Here is a 20542-nt window from a genome sequence, read left to right as displayed (position 1 = left end):
GAGGGGTGCACTCATGTCTGACACAGGCGTTTCTCCGGGCCGCGGCGCGGGCTGGATGCGGTGGATCGGCTTCGCGCTGGCGGGGATCCTGGTCGTGGCGCTCACGGTGTGGGCGTTCATGAGCTTCCGGCCGGCGTCGGAGGCCGGCGCAGCTGCGCCCACGCCGAGCGCCACACGGAGCGCCGATGTGGACCCTCAGGTCGCCTCGCCCACCCCGCAGCCGACGGAGTTCCCGGCACCGGCCCCCGGGGCGACCGATCCCGTGAGCAAGCCGGAGTCCGGCACCGAGGTGCCGCTCGATCAACCGGCGACAGCGGCCGGGGACGTCGTCGTCGAGGTCACATCGCTCGAGCCGCGCAGCATCGAGCGGTCGGCGCCCGGCGAGCCGAGCGGGCCGGCACTCGCGGTCACGGTCCGGATCTCCAACAACGGCGCGGACGCTCTCGACACGTCCGGCGCCAACGTCAGCCTCGAGTACGGCGGGGACGACCGCATTCCGGCCGTCGCCGTCTCGGGCGGGGACTCCACCCTGTGGCCGTCGTCGGTCGCCGCGGGTGCCACCTCGTCGGCCGTCTTCGTCTTTTCAAAACCCGAGGGTGCGTCCGGCGACATCCGTGTTATCGTCGACCTGCTGGCGACGGAGCCAGACGTCGTCTTCGTGGGGCCCGAACCCTGAGAATCCGGCGAACTTGGGGAATGTAGTCGAGGGCTACAGGGGATGTAGTCCTTGGCGACGCACGACATCTGGGGAGATGTATCGTGGGCGCTTTCGCATCGAAGGGCTTCGGCCGTTCCCGTTCGCTGGTCGCGGCTGTCGCGACCTCGATCGCCGTCATCGTCGGGTCTCTGGTCGCGCTGACCCCCGCTCACGCCGACGTCAGTCCGCCCCCGGGCGAGGCATCCACCGTCACCGCCGACGCCCTGCCCACCGTGCAGATCAACGGCATCGTGTGGGACCAGGCCGTCGTCGGCAACGTCGTCTACGCCGCCGGGCGGTTCACCAGCGCCCGGCCGGCCGGCGCCGCGGCGGGAACCAACGAGACGCCGCGTCAGAACCTGCTGGCCTACGACATCACCACCGGCAACCTCATCACGACGTTCAACCCGACGATCAACGGCCAGGTGCGTCAGGTCGAGGCATCCCCCGACGGCACGCGGCTGTACATCGTCGGCGACTTCACGACGGTCAACAACCAGACCCGCAACCGCGTCGCGGCGTTCGACCTCCCGGGCGGCACGCTCTCGCCGTTCAACCCGAACTCCAACGGCGCGACGCTCGGCATCGACGCCACCAACACGACGGTGTACATCACGGGAACCTTCGGGCGCATGAGCAACGTCGACCGGGCCGGGGCCGCCGCCGTCACACGTGACGGCGCGCTGCTGCCGTGGGCGCCGGTCCTCGAAGGACGCCAGGGGCGCGTCGTCGTCGTCTCGCCCGACGGCTCGAAGGTCGTGCTCGGCGGGAACTTCCAGACCCTCAACGACAGCAGCAACCCGGGGTACGGGCTGGCCATGGTCCATGCGACGACCGCTGCGCTCCTGCCGTTCTCGGCCAACAACGTGATCCGCAACGCCGGCCTCGACGCGGCGATCTGGTCGCTCAAGTCCGACGGCGACGACATCTACGGCACCGGCTACGTCTTCGGCAGCGGCGGCAACCTCGAGGGAAGCTTCCGGGCCTCGTGGAGCACGGGCGACCTCATCTGGGTCAACGACTGCCACGGCGACCTCTACGACGTGCAGCCGTACGGGGACGCGGTCTACCAGGCGGGGCATCCGCACTACTGCGGCAGCCTCGTCGGCGGCTTCCCACAGAGCGACCCGTGGACGTTCTACCGCGGCACCGCGGTCTCGAAGGCGGTCGAGCGGACCACGCCGTTCGGTCTGAACCTCGGCTACTTCGACTTCGGCGGAAACCCCGCACCGAAGCTCCTGCACTGGTTCCCGACGTTCAACGCCGCCAACGTCAGCGGTGCGTCGCAGGGGCCGTGGACGGTCACCGCCAGCGGCGACTACGTCGTGTTCGGCGGCGAGTTCACGCGCGTGAACAACACCGGCCAGCAGGGACTCGTGCGCTTCGCCGTTCCCGGCAAGGCTCCGAACGCCCAGGGACCGCTCCTGTGGAACACGGACTGGCCGGCGACCGCACTCGCGCTCAGCGGCGGAGCCGTCCGGGTCAGCTGGCCGCTGAACTGGGATCGCGACAGCGAGTTCCTCAAGTACGAGGTGCTCCGCAACAACGTCGTCATCAAGACGTTCGAGAACGTGCGCTCCAAGCCCAAGGACTGGGGCCTGCCGCCGATGGCGTTCATGGACACGAACGTGACCAACGGCACCTCGTACACCTATCGCGTCCGCGCGACCGACGCCCAGAACCACTCGATCCTCGGCGGGACGTCGACGGTCACGGCATCCGGCACGACGACGGCGTCCGCTTACCGCGACACCGTTCTGGCCGACAAGCCCCTGAGCTACTGGCCGCTCGACGACTCGTCCCCGACCGTCTCGTACGACTGGGCGGGCGCGTCGGATCTGACGGTCAACTCCGGCGTGACGCGCGGCACGAGCGGTGCGATGACGAACGAGACGCGCCCCGCGTCGGCATTCGACGGCAGCGGGAACGGCTTCGCCTCGACGACGTACGCGATCGCCGGTCCGAACACGTTCGGGATCGAGGCGTGGTTCAAGACGACCACGACCGCCGGCGGCAAGATCGTCGGGTTCGGCAACAGCTCGACCGGCACGTCGTCGAACTACGACCGTCACATCTACATGGAGCCCAACGGGAAGATCACCTTCGGGGTCTGGATCGGCTCGGCCGCGACCGTGACCTCGCCGAGCGCGTACAACGACGGGCAGTGGCACCACGTCACGGCGGGTGAGAGCGAGAACGGCCTCGTCCTGTACATCGACGGCGTTCGCGTCGGGCAGCGCTCGGATGTGACGACGGCGCAGCCGTACAACGGCTACTGGCGCGTCGGAGGCGACAGCCCGTGGTCGGGCAACGCCTTCTTCGCCGGTGACATCGACGAGGTGGCGATCTACCCCGCCCCGCTGACCAAGCAGCAGACGCAGGCGCACTACACCGCCTCCGGGCGCACGCTCGAGGGATCGACGCCGCCGGCGGACGCATACGGGCAGGCGGTCTACGGACTCGAGCCGGCGCTGTACTGGCGGCTGGGCGAGTCGGCGGGCTCCGTCGCCGCCGATGCCTCCGGGTCGAACCAGAAGGGCACGTACTTCGGAGCGGTCGACAAGGGCGCCTCGGGAGCGCTCGCGGGCGTGAGCAACACGGCTGCGACGTTCGACGGCGGTCAGGTGATCAGCGAGGGCTCGTGGAGCAACCCCCGCTCGTACTCGCTGGAGGCGTGGTTCAAGACGACCACGACGACCGGCGGGAAGATCGTCGGCTTCGGCTCGAGCCCGAACGGCAACTCGGGCAGCTACGACCGGCACGTGTACATGCGTGACGACGGCCGCCTCGTGTACGGCGTCTGGACCGGCTTCACGAACACGATCGAGACCGCTGAGGCGTACAACGACGGCCAATGGCACCACCTGGTCGCCACGCAGGGGGCGGGAGGCATGCGCCTGTACGTCGACGGCGCCTTGAAGGGCACGAACCCGCAGACCGACGCCGAGAACTACACGGGCTACTGGCACGTGGGCGGCGACAACACGTGGGGATCCAGCACCAACGAGTTCCACGGCGTGATCGACGAGGTCGCGGTGTACATGGCTCCGATGCCGCCGGCCGACGTCGCCAGCCACTACACCCTGGGCAGCAACGCCCAGCCCGTGAACTCCCCGCCGACCGCCGACTTCGTCCCGACGACGACGAAGCTCAAGGTCAGCGTGAACGCCTCGACGTCGGCGGACACCGACGGCACCATCACCGGCTACAGCTGGAACTGGGGCGATGGCACGCCGGCCGGCACCGGCATGACGGCGGATCACACGTACGCAGCTCCCGGCACGTACACGGTGACCCTGACGGTGACCGACGACAAGGGCGCCACGGGCACGAAGGCGCTGACGGTCGAGCCTGTTGCCAACCAAGCGCCGACCGCGTCGTTCACGTCGCCTGTGTCGGGGATGACGGTGAACGTGGATGCCTCGGGCTCGAACGACCCCGACGGCACCATCACGGGCTACAGCTGGAACTGGGGTGACAACACGGCGGCGGGCACGGGGGTGACGGCCAGCCACACCTACGCTGCCGCGGGCACCTACACCGTGACGCTCACCGTGACCGACAACGACGGCACGACGGGGACGAAGACGGCGAGCGTGACGGTGGCTCCGGCTCCCAACCAGGCTCCGACCGCCTCGTTCACCGCCACTCCGACCAACCTGACGGTCGCCCTGAACGCCGGGGCGTCGAATGACCCGGACGGCACCATCGTGGGCTACGCCTGGAAGTTCGGAGACAACACCACCGGCACCGGAGTGACCGCGTCGAAGACATATGCCGCAGCGGGCACATACACGGTCGAGCTCACGGTCACCGACAACAACGGGGCGACCAACACGACCACGCGATCGGTCACCGTCACCGCACCGCCGGCCGGCACGCCGTTCGCAGCGGATGACTTCAACCGTGCGAACGGCACGCTGGGGACGTCGCAGACGGGCGGCGCCTGGACCCAGACCGCCGGAGTGACGAACGTCGGGATCGAGAACAACACCGCGCGGCTCACGACCTCGGCGGCGGGCCAGACGCGCAGTGCCACGCTCAACTCCGCCACGTCGACCAGCACCGACCTGACGTTCTCGTTCACCACATCGGCCACACCTACCGGCGCCCGGATGTTCGTCTCCGCGCTCGGTCGCGTGGTCGGTGCCGACGACTACCGCGCTCGGTGGGTCATCGCGACCAACGGTGCCGTGCAGGCGCAGCTGTCGCGAGGCGGGACGGTGATGGTGTGGCAGGACCTCCCTGCCGCGAACAACATCGCTCCGGGGACGAAGTACAACGTGCGTCTGCAGGTCTTCGGCACGGGGACCACGACGCTGCGCAGCAAGATCTGGGCCAACGGCACGGCTGAGCCGGCGGCGTGGCAGCTGAGCACGACCGACACGACGGCCGCTCTTCAGGTCGCGGGGTACACCGGGATGACGACCTACGCCGGCACCGGGTTCTCCGGGCTGCCGTTCAACGTCTTCTTCGACGACTATCGAGCTGCGGCGGTGACCCCCTGACATTCACGGCCTCGTACCAGCGCCTCGCCGCGGCCCAGAAGGGCCGCGCGCGGGGCGCGCCGGCGTACTCCGTCTACGTCAACCGGCCCGTCGGGCGATTCTTCGCCGCGGCCGCGTTCTCGGCCGGGCTCACGCCGAACCAGGTCTCGCTCGTCAGCGCCGCGTTCACCTTCACGGGGATCGTGCTCCTCGCGACAGTGCCGCCGTCGCTGCTGCTCGGGGTCGGTGTCTGGCTGCTCCTCGCCGTCGGCTACGCGTGGGACAGCGCTGACGGGCAGGTGGCCCGGCTGCGCGGTGGCGGATCGCTGGTCGGCGAGTGGCTCGACCACATCCTCGACTCCGCCAAGCTCGTCTCGCTCCATGTCGCCGTCGCCATCGGTGCCTACCGCTTCTTCGAGCTGCCCGACGCGCGGTGGCTGCTCGTTCCCCTCGGCTTCGCGATCGTGTCCACCGTGACCTTCTTCGGCATGATCCTCAACGACCTGCTGCGTGGCAAGCGGGGCGTGCCACAGGCTGCGGAGGCCGGCGGCTCGTCGCCCCTGCGCGCGTTGCTCGGGCTCCCGACCGACTACGGCGTCTGGTGCCTCGCGTTCGTGCTGTGGGGTGCGACCGGCTGGTTCATGCTCGTCTACACGCTTCTCTTCCTCGCGGCCATCGCGTACCTGGCGGCCGCGCTGGCAGTGTGGTTCCGCAGGATGAAGGCGCTCGGCTAGCCGAATCCGCTCACTCATTCGAGGCGAGGGATAGAGGGGCGGCTGTGAGAATCGTCTCATTCTCACAGGGCTATGACATGCCGGCTGTTATCGTTTTGCAACATTGCTTCCCGGTAATGCCAGGTGTGTCCCGAGCGCGCCTTCATTCCCGCTGCCGGGATACCCGATTCCCCGGAGATCTTCTCTTGCGTTCCACCCTGCCCTCGCTCGCTGCTGCCCTCACGCTCGCCCTCGCCTTACCGGGCGCCGCTGTCCTCGGCGCCCAGGAGGCGTCCGCCCTCGACGGCGCGTCGACCTCCACCGCCGTCTTCTCCGATGACATGACCCGGACCGTCTCGTCGGGTCTCGGCACCTCCACGAGCGGCGGCTCCTACACCGTCTCCGACCCCTCCGCGTTCTCCGTGGACGGCGGCTCGGCGCTCGCCGTCGTCGAGCGGCCGGGAACCTCGGTCGCAGCCCGTCCGGCCGCCGTGTCGCTTGCGGATGGGACGTCGTCCGTCGAGTTCACGCTCGATCAGCTCCCCCGGTCGGGCGGCGGCGTCTACCTCAGCCTTCAGTCCCGCCTCACCGACGCCGGCCGGTACCACGTGCAGGCGCGCGTCGACCCCCAGGGCCGCGTCCTCATCGAGGCGCTGCGTCTCAACGGCTCGCAGCAGACGTCGCTCGGTCGGCTCTACGTGCCGAACTTCACGGCGGCAGCCGGCACGCCCTTGCGCCTGGAGACCCGCATCTCGGGCGACCAGGCGTCGATCGACGCCCGTGTCTCCCCGGTCGGCTCGACCCGCACCACCTGGGATCTCTCGGTCACGGACACCGCCGCCAACCGCCTCGTCGGTGCCGGCGGCGTCGGCGTGGGCGTCTACGTCTCGTCGAGCAGCCCGGGACAGGCTGTGCGCTTCGACGACCTGACCATCGCGAAGACGTCGTCGGATGCCGCGGTTCCCGCCCCCGCGCCGACGCCCACTCCGACTCCGACGCCCACTCCGACTCCGACGCCGACCCCGACCCCGACGCCGGCTCCGACCGAGCCTGCACCCCCGACGGCGCCCACCGTCCCGGTGTCGACGACCTGGAACGAGAGCGGAGCGCGCGGCGACACCGGTGCCGCGGCGGTCGGCTCGACGCGCTACGCCGTCCCCGCGGCAGCCGTGTACGTGGACGCGTCCGCCCCGGCCGGCGGCACCGGCACGGTGACCGCGCCCTACGCCTCCATCCAGACGGCGATCGACCGGTCCGCGAGCGGTGCGGTGATCGTCCTGCGGGGCGGCACGTACCACCAGAGCGCCACCGTTCCGGCGGGCAAGGCCGTCACGATCCAGTCCTACCCGGGCGAGGCCGTCTGGCTCGACGGGACGGAGCGGCTGACGAACTGGACGCCGTCAGGCGCCGCGTTCTACAGCTCCGGCTGGACCTACGACTTCGACGCGTCGCCCTCCTTCACCAAGGGCCAGGCCGACGGCACCGCTCCGGGGTGGCAGTGGCTGAACGCCGCGTATCCCATGGCGGCCAACCCCGAGCAGGTCTTCATCGACGGCGTCCAGCAGCGCGAGGTCTCGTCGCTCTCGCAGCTCGCGCCCGGCACCTTCTTCACCGACACCGCCGGCGACCGTCTCTACCTCGGCACCAACCCGGCCGGCCACGAGGTCCGCGCGAGCACCCTCACGAAGGCCCTCTCGCTGCGCGGCGAGGGAACGACCGTGCGAGGGATCGGCATCCGCGGCTACGCCACGTCCGTCTGGATGATGGGCGCGGTCACGGTCGAGGCGCCGCGGAACACCCTCGAGAACGTCGAGATCCACGACACCGCCACGACCGGCCTCTTCGTCGGCGCCGCGGACGCAACGGTGCGCGACGTCACCCTCGCCCGCAACGGCCTCATGGGACTCGGCGCGAACTTCGCCGACCGCCTCTCGATCGACGGTCTTCTCGCCGTCGAGAACAACAGCGAGCACTTCAACCACGCGCCCGTCTCGGGCGGGGTGAAGATCGCCAAGTCGCGTGGCTTCACGATCACCTCGTCCGCGTTCCTCCGCAACGACGGCCCCGGGGTGTGGACCGACCAGTCGGTGTACGACACGCGGATCTCCGGATCGGACTTCGTCGAGAACAAGGGGAACGGTGTGTTCCTCGAGATCTCGCAGAAGGTCGACTTCGTCAACAACCTGCTGCTGAACAACGTCGACCACGCCGTGAAGATCAACAACACCGGCGGTGTGAATCTCTGGAACAACACGATCGTCGGCGGGAACCGCGTGCTCAACATCGTCCAGGACGAGCGCAGCGCGAACGACGCATCGGTCCCGGGCCACGACCCGCGCTACCCCTTCCCCGACCCGACCATGCCCTGGGTGATCCGCGACATCTCGGTCGGAAACAACGTCATCGCCCAGAGCACCGGCAACTGCACGATCTGTGTTGAGGACTACTCGCACAAGTACGCCGCGAGCGACCTCAACATCCGCCTGAACGGCAACGTCGTGCAGCGGGACGCCGCGAACCGGCCGTCGTGGTTCGTCGTCTGGTCGCGCGGCGCCGCGAACGTGAACCCGTACGTCTTCTACACGTTCGCCGAGTACCGCTCGACGACGGGTCAGGACGCGCGCTCGATCGCCGTCGAGGGCCGCACGGTGACGGATGCCGCGGGCCGGCTGCTCCCGGACATCGCCGCGCAGTCCTCCGCCGTCGCCCTGACCCCCCCGTCGGCTGTCGTCGGATACCTCGGCAGCAGCACCCCGACGATCGGTGCGCGCTTCCCGTAAGCCCATCGCGTTTCCACGGGACAGCGCCCGGGACGCGGCCGATCCTCGGCCCGCCTCCCGGGCGCTGTCGCGCGCGGGACCCGCGGCGGAGGATGGGCCCGCCCTCCGGTGGCGAGCCCATCCGAGCCGCTGGACTATCGCGTCACTGCGCCGGTCCCGCGAAGAATCCGTCGTAGCTGTACACGATCGGCACCGCCGTGGCGCTGGCCGACAAGTAGCTGTTGATGCCGACGTATCCTGGCGCCTGCAGCACGGCGGTGCTGTCCGTCGCCGTCAGAGCCCACGCCGTGGGCTCCGCGGTTCCCGCACGCCAGATCTTCGCCTTCAGCGTCGTCGCGTTGACGCCGGTGACCTGCACGCGGACGCTCAACGTGTCGGGACCGGTGACCGACAGGCCGGGGATCGTGATGCTCGTGAGCACCGTCTCCGCGCCGCCCACCGTGCGGGTCAGCCAGAGCGCCACCGCCCCGGTCGATGCGACCCGGAACTTGGCTCGGTAGTCGTTCGCGTTGTCGATCTGCCGGCCGATCGCCGAGAAGTAGTACCCGCCCCCCGTAGACGGCTGGTTGATCCCCACCGTGAAGCGCTCCTCGGTGTTCGTCGAGGGGGTCGCTCCAGGCAGCGACGCCGTGTAGCTGTTGCCCGCGGACAGGCTCACCTTCCCCACGCCGTCGGCGACCGAGAACTTGCTCAGGGCTGTCGCCGTGCCGGGGTTCATGGACCACACGCCGCCCGTCTCGGAGCTGCCCCAGCCATTGGTCGCCGTCCGTTCGAACGAGTCCTTGGCCCAGACGAGGGGCGCGGTCACGGTGACCTGCTTCGACGTCGAGTTCGTCGCCCCCCGGTTGTCGGTGACCGTGAGCGCGACGGTGTAGGTCCCGGGCGCCGCATAGAGGTGGGAGCTCGTGCTGCCGGACCCGCCTGATCCGTCGCCGAAGTCCCACGCCCACGTCGACACCGCGCCGTCGGCATCCGTCGACCCGGTCCCGTCCACCGTCGCCGTCAGGTCGGTCACCGCGGCGGTGAACGACGCGGTGGGCGCCTGGTTGGCGACGACGGTCACGTCGCGGGAGACGGTCGATGTCGCCCCTCGATCATCCGTCACGGTGAGCGTCACGGTGTAGACCCCGGCGGTGGCGTAGGCGTGCTGCGCGGTGCTGCCCGTCCCGCTGCTCCCGTCGCCGAAGTTCCACGCCCAGCTCGTCACCGTGCCGTCACCGTCGGTGGACCCCGTGCCGTCGAACGACGCGGTGAGCAGGTCCGTCGTGGAGGTGAAGGCGGCCACCGGCGGGGTGTTCGGCGCCAGTGTCGTCGTGACGCTCTTCGTGATCGTCCCGACGGCGCCGCGGTCGTCCGTCACCGTCAGCTTCACCGCATACGTCCCCGCGCCGGCGTACGCGTGCGTCGCCGTGGCCCCGGCCCCGGTCTGGCCGTCCCCGAAGTCCCACGCGTAGCTCGCGATCGTGCCGTCGGTGTCGGTCGACCCGCTCGCGTCGAACGCGACGCTGAGGTTCGTCACCGTCGACGTGAAGGCGGCCGTCGGCGCCTTGTTCGGGGCGACGGTGACGACCTTCGTCGTCGTGCTGACCAGCGACGTCGCGTCGGTCACCTTCAGGGTGATCGTGTACGTTCCCGCCTGCGCGTAGGTGTGCGAGGAGGTCACGCCGGTCGCCGTCGATCCGTCGCCGAACGTCCAGTCGTACCCGGTGATGTTGCCGTCCGCATCGGACGAGGCCGAGGCATCCACGCTCACCGCGAGCTCGTTCGACGTCGCGGTGAACGAGGCGACCGGAGCGCGTTCGGCCGGGGTGCGGCCCGCCGCGGCGTAGTGCGCGCGGATGCGCTGCTCACTGAGCACCGCCGGGTACACCGCCACCTCGTCGAGCGTGCCGGTGATGTAGTTGCTCGACGTGCTGCCGAAGGTGCGGTCCCCGCCGATCCGCCAGTGGCCGCGGTAGTTCTGCGCCGTCGCCACGCCGTTGCTCGCGACGAGCTTGGTGTCGACCCACAGCTTCATGCCGTCCGGCCCTTGGGAGGCGACCGCGTAGTGCCACAGGCCGTCGTTGTAGGCGGCCGGGCTCACGAGGCTCACCTGCGAGCCGTTGTTCACCCCGAAGCTGAGACGGCCGTTGCTCTGCATCACGATGTGCCGGTCGTAGCTCGAGCTCAGGCCGCTCGCCGCATTGCCGAAGCCGACGAGCTTTCCGCCCGTCGTGCTCGTCGACTTGAACCAGACCTCCGCCGTGAACGCCCGTGGGGCGTTGGTGGCCTCCTGGGCGACCACGAGACCCGAAAGCAGTCCGTTGAAGCTGGTCGAGGTGTCGCCGGTGATCGCGCCCGGCTGGCTCCGGGTCACCGTGCCGGTCTGGTTGCCCGTCGTGCCGCCGGCGGCGAAGTCGCCGACCGGCCCTGCCGCGGTCTCGTTGAGACGCCAGTACAGGTCGGGCGCGTCCGCCGACACCTCGGTGCCGTAGGCGTCCGAGGGGGCGGCGCCCCACGCGCCCGAACGACCGCTCGCGAGGTAGTGCGCCTGGATGTCGCTCTTGCTCAGCGCCTTGCTGTATACCGCGACGTCGTCGATGCTGCCCGCCAGCGCTGCGTCGCTCGGCCGGTTGGCGAACCCCGTCGTCTGGTCCGCGCCGATGCGCCAGTAGCCCTCGTACGTCTTGGGCGTCGTCGCACTCTGGTCGCGTCCGACTCGGATCCCGTCGACGTAGAGCTCCATCCCGCCGCTGCCGACGGTGCCGACGAGGTGGTGCCACTGGCCGTCGTTGATGCTCCCTCTGCTGAAGACGGTGCGGTACGCCCCGTCGTTGATCGCGAAGTTGGCGCGCCCGGACGAATCGAGATAGAGCACGCGGTCGGTGAGGGCGGACGTGGACGTCCCGGTCGACGAGTTGCCGTACCCGACGATGCGCCCGCCGCGCGTGCTCGTCGTCTTGACCCAGGCCTCGACGGATGCCGTCGTCCCGGCGGTCTCCGCGTCGGTCGTGGTCATGCGGGGGTTGCTGCCTCCGGCCGAGGTGACCGCCCCGTCCGCGTCGTTGGTGAGCGCGCCCGCGGAGGCGAGCGTCAGGCTCAGCAGGGTCCCGGGAGCATCGCCGACGTCGTCGTAGAGGCGGGTCCCGGTCGTCTCGCCCAGTCGCCAGTAGTGCGTCGGCGCGCTGCTGCGGACCGCCGACCGGTAGGTGGATGCCGCGGCATCCGACACCGTGATGTACGGCGACCACGCGCTCCACTGCACGTTGCCGTCGGCATCCTTGGCCCGCACCTGGTAGCGCACCTGTGCGCCCGGGGTCTGGCCGGTGTCGGTGACGCTCAGGCTCGGCAGCTTCCAGAACTCGCTGTCGGTGCGGGTGAAGGTGGCGATCTTCGTCGCGGGACTGCGGAACACGTCATACGTGATCGTCGTGTTGTCGCGGTCCCACACGCTGCCGAAGGGCACCCGCACAGTCCCTGCCTCGTTGGAGTACGGTGCCGGTGTGAAGGCCGTGTTGTTCAGCGGCGCCACCGCGTGCGGCAAGATGGGCCGACGCGCGAAGCGCACCAGGCCCTGCTGGTTCGTGGTGTTGACCTTGGGGAACTCGCCGCCGAGCACGATGTAGTCGGCGTTGCCCGTGACCGACCAGGCGGCCTGCCGGGCCGAGGTGTAGGTGCCGAACTCGAGATCGGGGTACCAGTGCAGGAGCCCCGCGTAGGGGTGGCCCGTGAAGTCCCACCCGTAGGCGTCCTTCTTCGTGATGGTGCCGACCGGGAACGTGGGTTCGGCGCTCGCCTTCATCCAGCGCGAGCGCGGGCTGGTGTCGGGGAAGCCTCCGACGACCGTGCAGTCGTGGCGGTGCCCCACCGAGTACAGCACCTGCCCCTGCGGGAAGCTCGAGTAGGTGTCGCCGAGGCAGTCGTTGATCCAGTTGATCTTGCCCGTGTAGGGGTCGGCGGCGAAGGTCCCTTCGAAGGAGGCTCCGGCGCCGAAGGCGTAGCCGGTCCCGAACACCTGCGTTCCGTCGGTGCTGAGGCTGGAGATCGCACCGTTGAGGCCCGCCGTCTTGATCGTGTCGGTGACGGCCCACGGCATCGCATCGCCGGTCGAGGCATCCAGGGATCCCATGCCGTACGCGGTCTGGCCGTTGAGCAGCGTGAACGATCCCGCGATGATCACCCGGGACCGGTCGGGGCTCGTGACCATGTCCCACACGAACCCGTCTCCTGCGGCCGAGGGGGCCCACGAGGTCAGGGTTCCCGTCGTGGTGTTCCAGGCGGCGAGCTCGGTGCGGGCCTGCCCGCCGCTCGAGCGGAAGTTGCCCCCGATGTACACCGTGTTCCCGGCGAACGCGAAGCCGCGCACCTGGCCGTCGGTGCGCGGCGCCCAGGGCAGGAGCGCGCCGGTGGCGACATCGAAGGCGGCGACGTGCGAGCGTGCCTGCCCGTCGGCCAGGGTGAAGTCGCCGCCGAAGTAGACCGTCTTGCCATCGGGCGTCGCGCGGACGATGAGCCCCTGCGCGTCGAAGGAGTGCGAGAAGTTGGGAAGCGGGTTGCCGGTCGTGATGTCGAAGGCGAAGACGTTCTTCGCGTCGATCTCGCCGGCACCGCCGGCAGCGACCCCCGGCGGACGGGCCTTGGTGAAGCTGCCGGTGACGTAGACGTTGTTGCCGACGACGGCCTGACTCCACACCACGCCGTTGATCTGCCAGGTCGGAAGGACGTCGGTCGTCACGGTGTCGGGAAGCGGCGGGGGATCGGCCGCGGCGGCGCGCGTCGAGGGCACGACGACCAGGGCCAGTGTCGCGACGACCATGGCGAGGGCGACGATGACGGCGGTGATGCGCCGTGCAGACTCACCCGTCCGGTCGAAGATGGTGCTGTGCATGCGGAGTCCTCCGGTCGAGGCTGCGTGGTTCGGGCGGTGCGAAGGTGCGGGGATCATGTCAGCTCAGGCCTCCGCGGAAGACGGCGGACGTGTGCGCCGCATCGAAGTCGACGACCAGCGTGATGGCGGATCGGGATTCCTCGGGGATCGCGAACGCGTAGACGGCCGTCGCGGTGCTGCCGGGCCGGAGCGTGCCCGAGAAGTCGCGCACCTCCGCCTCTTCGGCGTACACGGGTGCGACCGGCTGGCCGTCCTTGTCGAGCACCGTCAGGACGGACGTTCCGAGATCGATCGGCTCGGGCGAGCCGTTGGTCAGCTGAAGGCTCAGCCGGGCGAAGGCTCTCCCGGGGAAGCTTCCCGGGCCGGTCGCCGTCTCCTCCGCGTACGAGACCTCGGCGATGCGCACCGTGACACCGTCGGGGTAGGCGACGGGCTCGGCGGGGGTGACGGGCTTCGCCGACTGGGTCGGGGGAGCCGCGTCGCTTCCCCGACCGGCCTTCGGAACCGGCTGGTCCGCATCCGCGCCGGACGGAGGGGAGGGCGCGGATGCGGAAGGGGTCGGAGCGGAATCGGTCGGGGGGGCTGATCGGGGGGATGCCGACGCCGACGCGGACGGGCGCGATGGCGCGCCCTCGGCGGACTCCGGTGCGACGGAACACGCCGATAGGCCGATGCACAGCGCAGCCGCGGCGCACACAGCTGATGCACGAACAATCATGACGATTGTCCAATCCCCATACTCCGAGTCGGGGAGGACCCTGCGCTCCGCGCAGCGGCGCGCATTCGCCGTGCCAATTCCCAAGTGGCACGGTCCCCAGTGAGCACAGTGTAGGCCTGCTCGACCCCGCGCGCACCCCCGGTTCCGGCGGCTGCCCCGCTCAGTCGAGTGCGGGTGTCCATTGCCGGTCTCCGGGTGCCGCGCTCGGCGCGGGAGCGGTGTGTCGTCGGAGCGCGCGCAGGAGGCGTGCGTGGAACCGGTCCGTGCCGTACTCCCGCCGTGCCCGCGCGGCGTCGCGCCGTGCTCCGGCGCGGTAGTGCGTCCATCCGTCGCGCACCTGGAGCAGGCCCCGGGCGAGAGCCTCCTCGTCGTCGGACGGGACGAGGACGGCGGCCGAGAATCCGCTCGCCGCCTCCGCGAGCCCGGTGTGGTCGGCCACGACGACCGGCCGTTCGCTGAGCAGGGCCTCGATCACCACGTTGCCGAACGACTCGTCCAGCCGGGAGGGCACGACCGCCACGTCGGCATCCGCCAGTTCGCGCCAGACCGTCTCCCGGAAGCCCGTGAACCTGACCTGCGCTGCGAGGTCGAGCTGATCGACGAGTTCCCGCAGTTCCGTCTCGTACCACTCATACCCCGGGAAGACCGAGCCGACGATCTCGACATCGGTCTCGACACCCGCATCCCGCAGACGTGCGGCGGCCCGCAGCACGAGGTCCGTGCCCTTGCGCGGCGACAGCCGGCCGACGTAGACGACCCGGAGCGGCCCGGTGATCTCGAGGCGTGCCGGGCGGGCTTGCGCGGGTCCGACCACGCCGTTCGGGACGACGTCGGCGCGCAGCTGCCGATCCGCCGACTCCCAGCCGGCCACCCGGCGGCTCGTCTCGGAGTTGAACACGACGCCCGTCGCCAGCCGGAGCGGAGCGGTCAGCAGCGCGCGGGCGGGGCCGGAGAGTCCCGCCTCGGCCTCGTGCACGTAGACGACGGCGGGTGTCCCGCAGGTGCGTGCGGCCAGCGTCCAGAACGGCACCGTCACCGTGTTGACCAGCACGACATCCGGGTCGACCTCCCGCACGAGCCGGCGCATGCGCGGCAGCCGGGTGACGATGTCGCGCAGGAGCGCGGCCATCCCGCGCGGGCTGAGCATGCTCTTCCGGACGACGGGCGCGCTCAGCACGACCACCTCCGCGCCGGCCTCGCGCAGACGAGCGACGAGCGGTCCATCGCTCGCGCACGTCACGACCGTGCGCCAGCCGTCTCGCACGAGCCCGCGCGCCGCCTCGAGCATCATCCGGTCCGACCCGTAGAGGTCTCCGGAGGGGTTGGCGATCAGGATGGTGCCTTGCCGCGCGGGGTCGTCCGAGGGTGTCATGTCAGCGTTCCGGCCAGTACTCGTCGACGAGCGAGACGGTCGATGCGATGTTCGAGCGGCTCGAGGCGCCGAACACGATCGACTCCAGGTTGGGCAGCCCGCACACCCACTCGATCGCCTCGCGGGGCGGCACGGCACCGCTGGCGAAGACCGACATGGCGACCGCGCGGAACGGCCGCTTGTCCATGGCTTCGCGGTAGGCCTCCACGCCGCCCGACATGCGGAAGCCGAGCTTGTTGATGTTCGAGCAGACGATCGGGTTCTCGACCCCCGCGCGGTCCAGGTCGTCGAGCACGCGCGGGAGGTTCATCGTGATGAATCCGGGCTGCGCGCCGTAGCGGGCGGCCACATGATCGGCGAAGATGCGGAACGCGTCGGTGAAGCCGAGGCCCGACAGGAGGTCGACCACGACGTTCTGCAGCCAGATCACCGGAGTGGACAGCCCCGCGAACATCTTCAGCTCGGCGTCGACGAGCAGCGTCGAGACCCCTTCGATGTCCTTGCGCGCCAGCGACGAGGCGCCGCGCGCGATGCTGTCGAGCAGGCCCTCCTCGGGCAGGAACCGGCGGATGGCGCCGAGGAAGCCGTCATCCGTCACGGCATTGGCGTACTTGTGCGCGTAGGGCATGCATGGGAAGAACGTCATCCCCTCGTAGCGGGCGGAGTCGGCGCGCACCCGGTCGCAGACCTCCGCGATCCGATCGTGGGTCGTGCACATGAAGGTGCGCACGCCCTCGTCGTAGGCGGCGTCGAGGACCGCCATGATGTCGTCCACGTTCTGGAAGCGCATCTGCTGAGCGCGCGCCTTCTCCTCCGACATGTGGTTGACGCCGAAGAACTGGTTGTCTCCGAAGAGGAGCCGGTCCATGGTCCGGGTGGCTGTCGCTGTCATCTCACGCCCCCGCCATGAGTCCGCGCAAGGCGGCGCCGAAACCTCGTCTCGCCGCGGGGACCTGCCGCGCGGCAGAGCCCTCGCGGGTCAGCCGGGCGCCGTCCCGCGTCGCGTCCTCGCTGATCATCGCGATAACGCGGTCGGTGACGGCCGCGGACGCGAAGTCGTTCTCGCCTTCGACGGCGCCGTCGATGACCCTCTGCACGAATGCGTCGAGCTGCGCGCTGTACTCCTCGCCGCGGAGGTAGAACCACGGCGCCTCGGTGAGCTCCGTCGTGTATCGCACGTTCCATCCCGGGTGGTAGCCCTCGGGGATCGTCGCGCCGTCGCGCAGGTAGACCTGGATCTCCTGGCGATCGGCGTGGATCCGACCCTGTGTCCCCCACAGGGTCACCTTGGTCGTCATCTTGCGCTGCGATTCGTCCGACCAGTTCGCCACGATCTGCGCCGTGCCTCCCGGATAGTGCAGCGTGCTCGCGACGGCGTCGTCGATGTGCGCCGAGAAGATGCTGGTCAGCTGACTGCCGCTCACCGATTCCGGCGCCCCGAGATACCACGTGAGCAGGTTCAGCGGATGCGCCGCGTAGTCGTAGAGGCAGCCGCCGCCCGTCGCGCGCTGGCTGCGCCAGGTGTGGCCCGCGGCCTTCAGGACGACGGGTCCGTACGCCTCGGCGAGGGCCGTGCTGACCGTGCCGATCGCGCCGACGTCGAGCAGTCGCTGCACCTCGCGGAAGGCCCCGACGAAGCGGTTGTGGTATCCGACCTGCGTCACCAGACCGCGCGCCGCCGTCGCGTCGGTCAATACCGCGCTCTGCGCCGGGTCGATCACGAGCGGCTTCTCGCAGAAGATGTGGATGCCGCGCTCCAGCGCCGCCTGGATCATGCCGGCGTGCAGGTGGGTGGGTGTGGCGACGATGAGGGCCTGCGGCCTCGCCTCGTCCAGCATCCGGTCGAGATCCTTGAAGGTGCGGACCCCGGTGTACTTCGCCAGCACGTCCAGGAGATATCCGGTCGCATCGCACACGCCGACGACGCGTACCTCGGGATGCGCCCTGATCATCGCCAGATGCGACAGACCCATCTTTCCGAGACCCACGACAGCGACGTCGATCATGCGAAGGCTCCCATCCTCTGCCGAACATGTCCGTGGCGCGCGAGCCCGTCGAGCAGCGCCTGCTCGTACTGCGCGCCGATCCTGGCCCACGTGAACTCGTCCAGGAACCGCCGGCGGCTCGAGGCGCCCATGCGCCTGCGCCGGCCGTCGTCCCCGAGCAGCACCCGGAGGATGCGCGCGAGGCTCTCCGAATCGGAGAAGTAGGCGTTGTCGGGGCCGGCGACCCACGTGTTGTACGGGTTGTCGTGCGCGACGATGGCGTTCCCCGCCGCCATCGCCTCCACGAGCGAGGGGTTCGTGCCGCCCACCGTGTGCCCGTGCAGGTACACCGCCGCGTGGAACCGCAGCGACTGCAGTCGCTCCGCGTCGAAGATCGCGCCGGGGAAGAGGACCTCGCGCGAGGCCGCCCTCATCACTTCTGCCTGGTACCGATCGTCTGCGCCGTACGGGCCCACGACGACCAGCGGCATCCCGCGCTCCTCGGCCGACCAGGCGCGGACGATCTCCAGCACCGAGTTCTCGGGTATCGGCCGGCACACGACGATGCCGTACCGCCCGGGGGTGAGCCCCAGCTCGCGCGGAGGCGCCGTCGAGGCGCCGATCACCTCGTGCGCGCCGTACGTGATCATCTGCACCCGCCGGCGGCCGAAGTGGCGCCGCAGGTAGTCGGCGATGACCGGGTGATCCGCGATGAGGACGTCGCCCACCCAGCCGGCGCAGCGCTCGTTGCCGAGCAGGATGCCCTGCTTGAGCGGCCCCCAGCGCTTGCGCGTCCACTCCATCCCGTCCATGTTGATGACGTTCGGGATGCCGCGGAGCCTGGGCAGCACGTCGTAGACGCCGGTGTTGTAGCCGAACGTGAGCCAGACGTCTCCCGGGGAGTGCACGGCCATCGCATGCCGGATCGACGTGAGGTCGAAGGCGGCCGTTCCCCGCCAGCCTTCCTTGGGCTCGTGGATGAGCGTGCGCTTGACGCCGTTCCATTCGTCGGTCTTCGTCCGCGCGACGCCGGGCAGCTGGCAGTAGACGTCGACGGCCCAGCCCTGATCGCGCAGGTGCAGCGCGATGTTCTCGGCGGCCGTCTCGAACCCGCCGTAGTTCGCCGGCACACCGTGCGTGCCGAGGATCCGCACTGTCGAGACCACGGCGCTCACCCGCCTTCCACGTGATGAAGAGCTGCGCCGCCCGCCCGCTGTTGGGGGCGACAGACCAGCGGTGTCGCATCCGAACTGGGGCTGACCGGACGGACACCGCGATGTGACGCGGGCGAGCGACGCAGGATCGGGAGGTTTCGGGGGGTCCCGTGCGGCGCACGGAGCTTCGGCGGCGCGGGGAGCATGTCAGTACGCTCCCTTCGGCGTGAGCATGACCTGCGCGGTGCGCCACATGATCATGAGGTCGGAGGTGAGCGACCAGTTCTCCACGTAGCGCAGGTCCAGGCGCACGCTCTCCTCCCACGAGAGGTCGCTGCGACCGCTCACCTGCCACAGGCCCGTGATGCCCGGCTTGATGTACAGGCGGCGGCACACGGTGCCGTCGTAGTCGAGGACCTCGCGAGGGAGCGGCGGCCGTGGCCCGACGACGCTCATCTCCCCGCGCAGCACGTTGAAGAACTGGGGCAGCTCGTCGAGCGAGTACTTGCGCAGGAAAGCGCCGACGCGGGTGACGCGCGGGTCCCGCCGCAGTTTGAACAGCGGTCCCGCGCCCTCGTTCCCCGCGCGCAGGAGCTCGAGCTGCGCCTCGGCGTCCACGCGCATCGTGCGGAACTTGAAGATCTGGAAATAGCCGCCGTCCCGCCCGACGCGGGTCTGGCGGAAGAACACCGGGCCGGGCGAGTCGAGCCTGATCGCCAGCGCGATGAACGGCGTCAGCAGCAGGATCGGGATGAGGGCCAGGCTCGAGAAGACCAGGTCGAACGCTCGCTTGAAGGCGTGCACGCCGCCCTCGAACTCGGGGATCTTCACCTGGATGAGAGGCAGCCCGTCCAGCGGCGTGAACGAGATGCGGGGTCCGGCGACCTCGGTCAGCCTGCTGCAGACCACGAGTTCGGCAGCCGCTCCCTCCAGCTGCCACGCCAGCCGGCGCAGGAAGTCGCGGTCGCCCTTCGGCGTGCTCGCGACGATGATGGCGTCGGCTCCCGAGAACCGCGCTCGGTCGGCCGTCGACTGGATGCCGCCAACGACCGGGAAGGACGTGCCGTCCACCACGATGGGGTCGTGGCCGTTCGTCGTGACGGCGATGACCCGGTAGCAGTGGTGCGGATCGCGCAGCAGGTTCCGGATGACGTATTCGACATCGGGGCGCGTTCCCGCGACGATCGCGCGTGACACGCAGTCCCCGTTCTTGCGCTCCTGGATGAGCCTCTTCCGCCACAGCCACCGGCCGACGAGCAGCGCGAGCAGCCCGACCGGCAGGGCGATCGCGAGCTGGAGGCGCAGACCGTTCAGCTGGAAGATGACGAACAGGATCGAGAGGATGCCGAAGGCGAACCCGGTGGCGTGGGCGACGCGCTTGTACTCCGCGGCCCCGGAGCCGAGGATGCCGGGCTCTCGCGTGCGGCCGAGCCACAGCAGGGCGAGCCATGCGGCCACGACGGGCACGACGACGCGTGCCGCGTCGGCGAGCGCCGTGAGGCTGAACTCCGCGAACTCCAGGCTCGCTGCGGCCACGGTGGCTCCCACCACCGTGAAGGCATCCGTCATGACGAGTCGCCGCCGATAGCGGCGCTCCCATAGATGCCTGCGCTCGAGCGAAGGCTCGCTACGCGGCGCGACAGCCGCGGGCATGATCGCTGGCCGAGGGCCGATCGCCGCCGGACGCCGAAGTGGATTTCGGGTCTCCACTTCGGCGCCCTGTGGCGACGTCGCACCCTTTACGGCCAGCTTCAGGCCGCGGTCCACCG

Annotated in this window: 11 protein-coding genes; 4 read left to right on the top strand and 7 right to left on the bottom strand. The window is 70.0% G+C overall.

The window, feature by feature from the left end; all coding sequences use genetic code 11:
* Positions 1-13: 13 nt before the first annotated feature.
* From EV279_RS01600 to EV279_RS01580, 4 genes are all read left to right on the top strand, one after another.
* The gene (locus tag EV279_RS01600; protein ID WP_133541195.1) at positions 14-676 is read left to right on the top strand and encodes a hypothetical protein; all 663 of its coding nucleotides are present in this window, start codon (positions 14-16) and stop codon (positions 674-676) included.
* Between the two features lie 83 nt (positions 677-759).
* The gene (locus EV279_RS01595; RefSeq protein ID WP_133541194.1) at positions 760-5205 is read left to right on the top strand and encodes a LamG domain-containing protein; all 4446 of its coding nucleotides are present in this window, start codon (positions 760-762) and stop codon (positions 5203-5205) included.
* Between the two features lie 182 nt (positions 5206-5387).
* Positions 5388-5918 carry a CDP-alcohol phosphatidyltransferase family protein gene (locus tag EV279_RS01590; RefSeq protein ID WP_347876846.1) on the top strand — a complete coding sequence of 177 codons (531 nt, stop codon included), beginning with the start codon at positions 5388-5390 and terminating at the stop codon, positions 5916-5918.
* A 185-nt stretch (positions 5919-6103) separates the two neighbouring features.
* Positions 6104-8677, top strand: a complete 2574-nt coding sequence (locus tag EV279_RS01580; protein ID WP_166644416.1) for a right-handed parallel beta-helix repeat-containing protein — start codon at positions 6104-6106, stop codon at positions 8675-8677.
* A gap of 142 nt (positions 8678-8819) precedes the next feature.
* Here the strand turns inward: EV279_RS01580 and EV279_RS01575 are convergent, their stop codons facing one another.
* From EV279_RS01575 to EV279_RS01545, 7 genes are all read right to left on the bottom strand, one after another.
* Positions 8820-13544, bottom strand: coding sequence for a PKD domain-containing protein (locus EV279_RS01575; RefSeq protein ID WP_166644415.1), 4725 nt, complete (start codon positions 13542-13544; stop codon positions 8820-8822).
* Between the two features lie 58 nt (positions 13545-13602).
* Positions 13603-13950, bottom strand: coding sequence for a DUF4352 domain-containing protein (locus EV279_RS16765; RefSeq protein ID WP_166644414.1), 348 nt, complete (start codon positions 13948-13950; stop codon positions 13603-13605).
* A gap of 472 nt (positions 13951-14422) precedes the next feature.
* Complete coding sequence (locus EV279_RS01565; protein WP_133541189.1) at positions 14423-15634, bottom strand: glycosyltransferase; 1212 nt, start codon at positions 15632-15634, stop codon at positions 14423-14425.
* A 1-nt stretch (position 15635) separates the two neighbouring features.
* Entirely contained in the window at positions 15636-16526 is an 891-nt protein-coding gene (locus EV279_RS01560) for a hypothetical protein (RefSeq protein ID WP_208109447.1), read from the bottom strand.
* 1 nt (position 16527) lies between these two features.
* Entirely contained in the window at positions 16528-17640 is a 1113-nt protein-coding gene (locus EV279_RS01555; RefSeq protein WP_133541188.1) for a Gfo/Idh/MocA family oxidoreductase, read from the bottom strand.
* Positions 17637-18785 carry a DUF1972 domain-containing protein gene (locus tag EV279_RS01550; RefSeq protein WP_243728395.1) on the bottom strand — a complete coding sequence of 383 codons (1149 nt, stop codon included), beginning with the start codon at positions 18783-18785 and terminating at the stop codon, positions 17637-17639. Before EV279_RS01550 ends, EV279_RS01555 begins: the two co-directional genes overlap by 4 nt.
* A 195-nt stretch (positions 18786-18980) precedes the next feature.
* Positions 18981-20426, bottom strand: a complete 1446-nt coding sequence (locus EV279_RS01545) for a sugar transferase (protein WP_166644413.1) — start codon at positions 20424-20426, stop codon at positions 18981-18983.
* Between the last annotated feature and the right edge of the window lie 116 nt (positions 20427-20542).

Origin of the sequence: Microbacterium sp. BK668, assembly GCF_004362195.1 — a bacterium.
Taxonomy (GTDB): domain Bacteria; phylum Actinomycetota; class Actinomycetes; order Actinomycetales; family Microbacteriaceae; genus Microbacterium.
Note: the sequence above shows the minus strand (reverse complement) of the source record. Positions and strands in the feature narration are given on the sequence as shown.

What these genes read in the sequence shown, in the direction of transcription:
- EV279_RS01600 (WP_133541195.1), top strand. Translation starts at nt 14, where the DNA reads ATGTCTGACACAGGCGTTTCTCCGGGCCGCGGCGCGGGCTGGATGCGG.
- EV279_RS01575 (WP_166644415.1), bottom strand. Translation starts at nt 13,544, where the DNA reads ATGCACAGCACCATCTTCGACCGGACGGGTGAGTCTGCACGGCGCATC.
- EV279_RS01565 (WP_133541189.1), bottom strand. Translation starts at nt 15,634, where the DNA reads ATGACACCCTCGGACGACCCCGCGCGGCAAGGCACCATCCTGATCGCC.
- EV279_RS01560 (WP_208109447.1), bottom strand. Translation starts at nt 16,526, where the DNA reads ATGACAGCGACAGCCACCCGGACCATGGACCGGCTCCTCTTCGGAGAC.
- EV279_RS01555 (WP_133541188.1), bottom strand. Translation starts at nt 17,640, where the DNA reads ATGATCGACGTCGCTGTCGTGGGTCTCGGAAAGATGGGTCTGTCGCAT.
- EV279_RS01545 (WP_166644413.1), bottom strand. Translation starts at nt 20,426, where the DNA reads ATGCCCGCGGCTGTCGCGCCGCGTAGCGAGCCTTCGCTCGAGCGCAGG.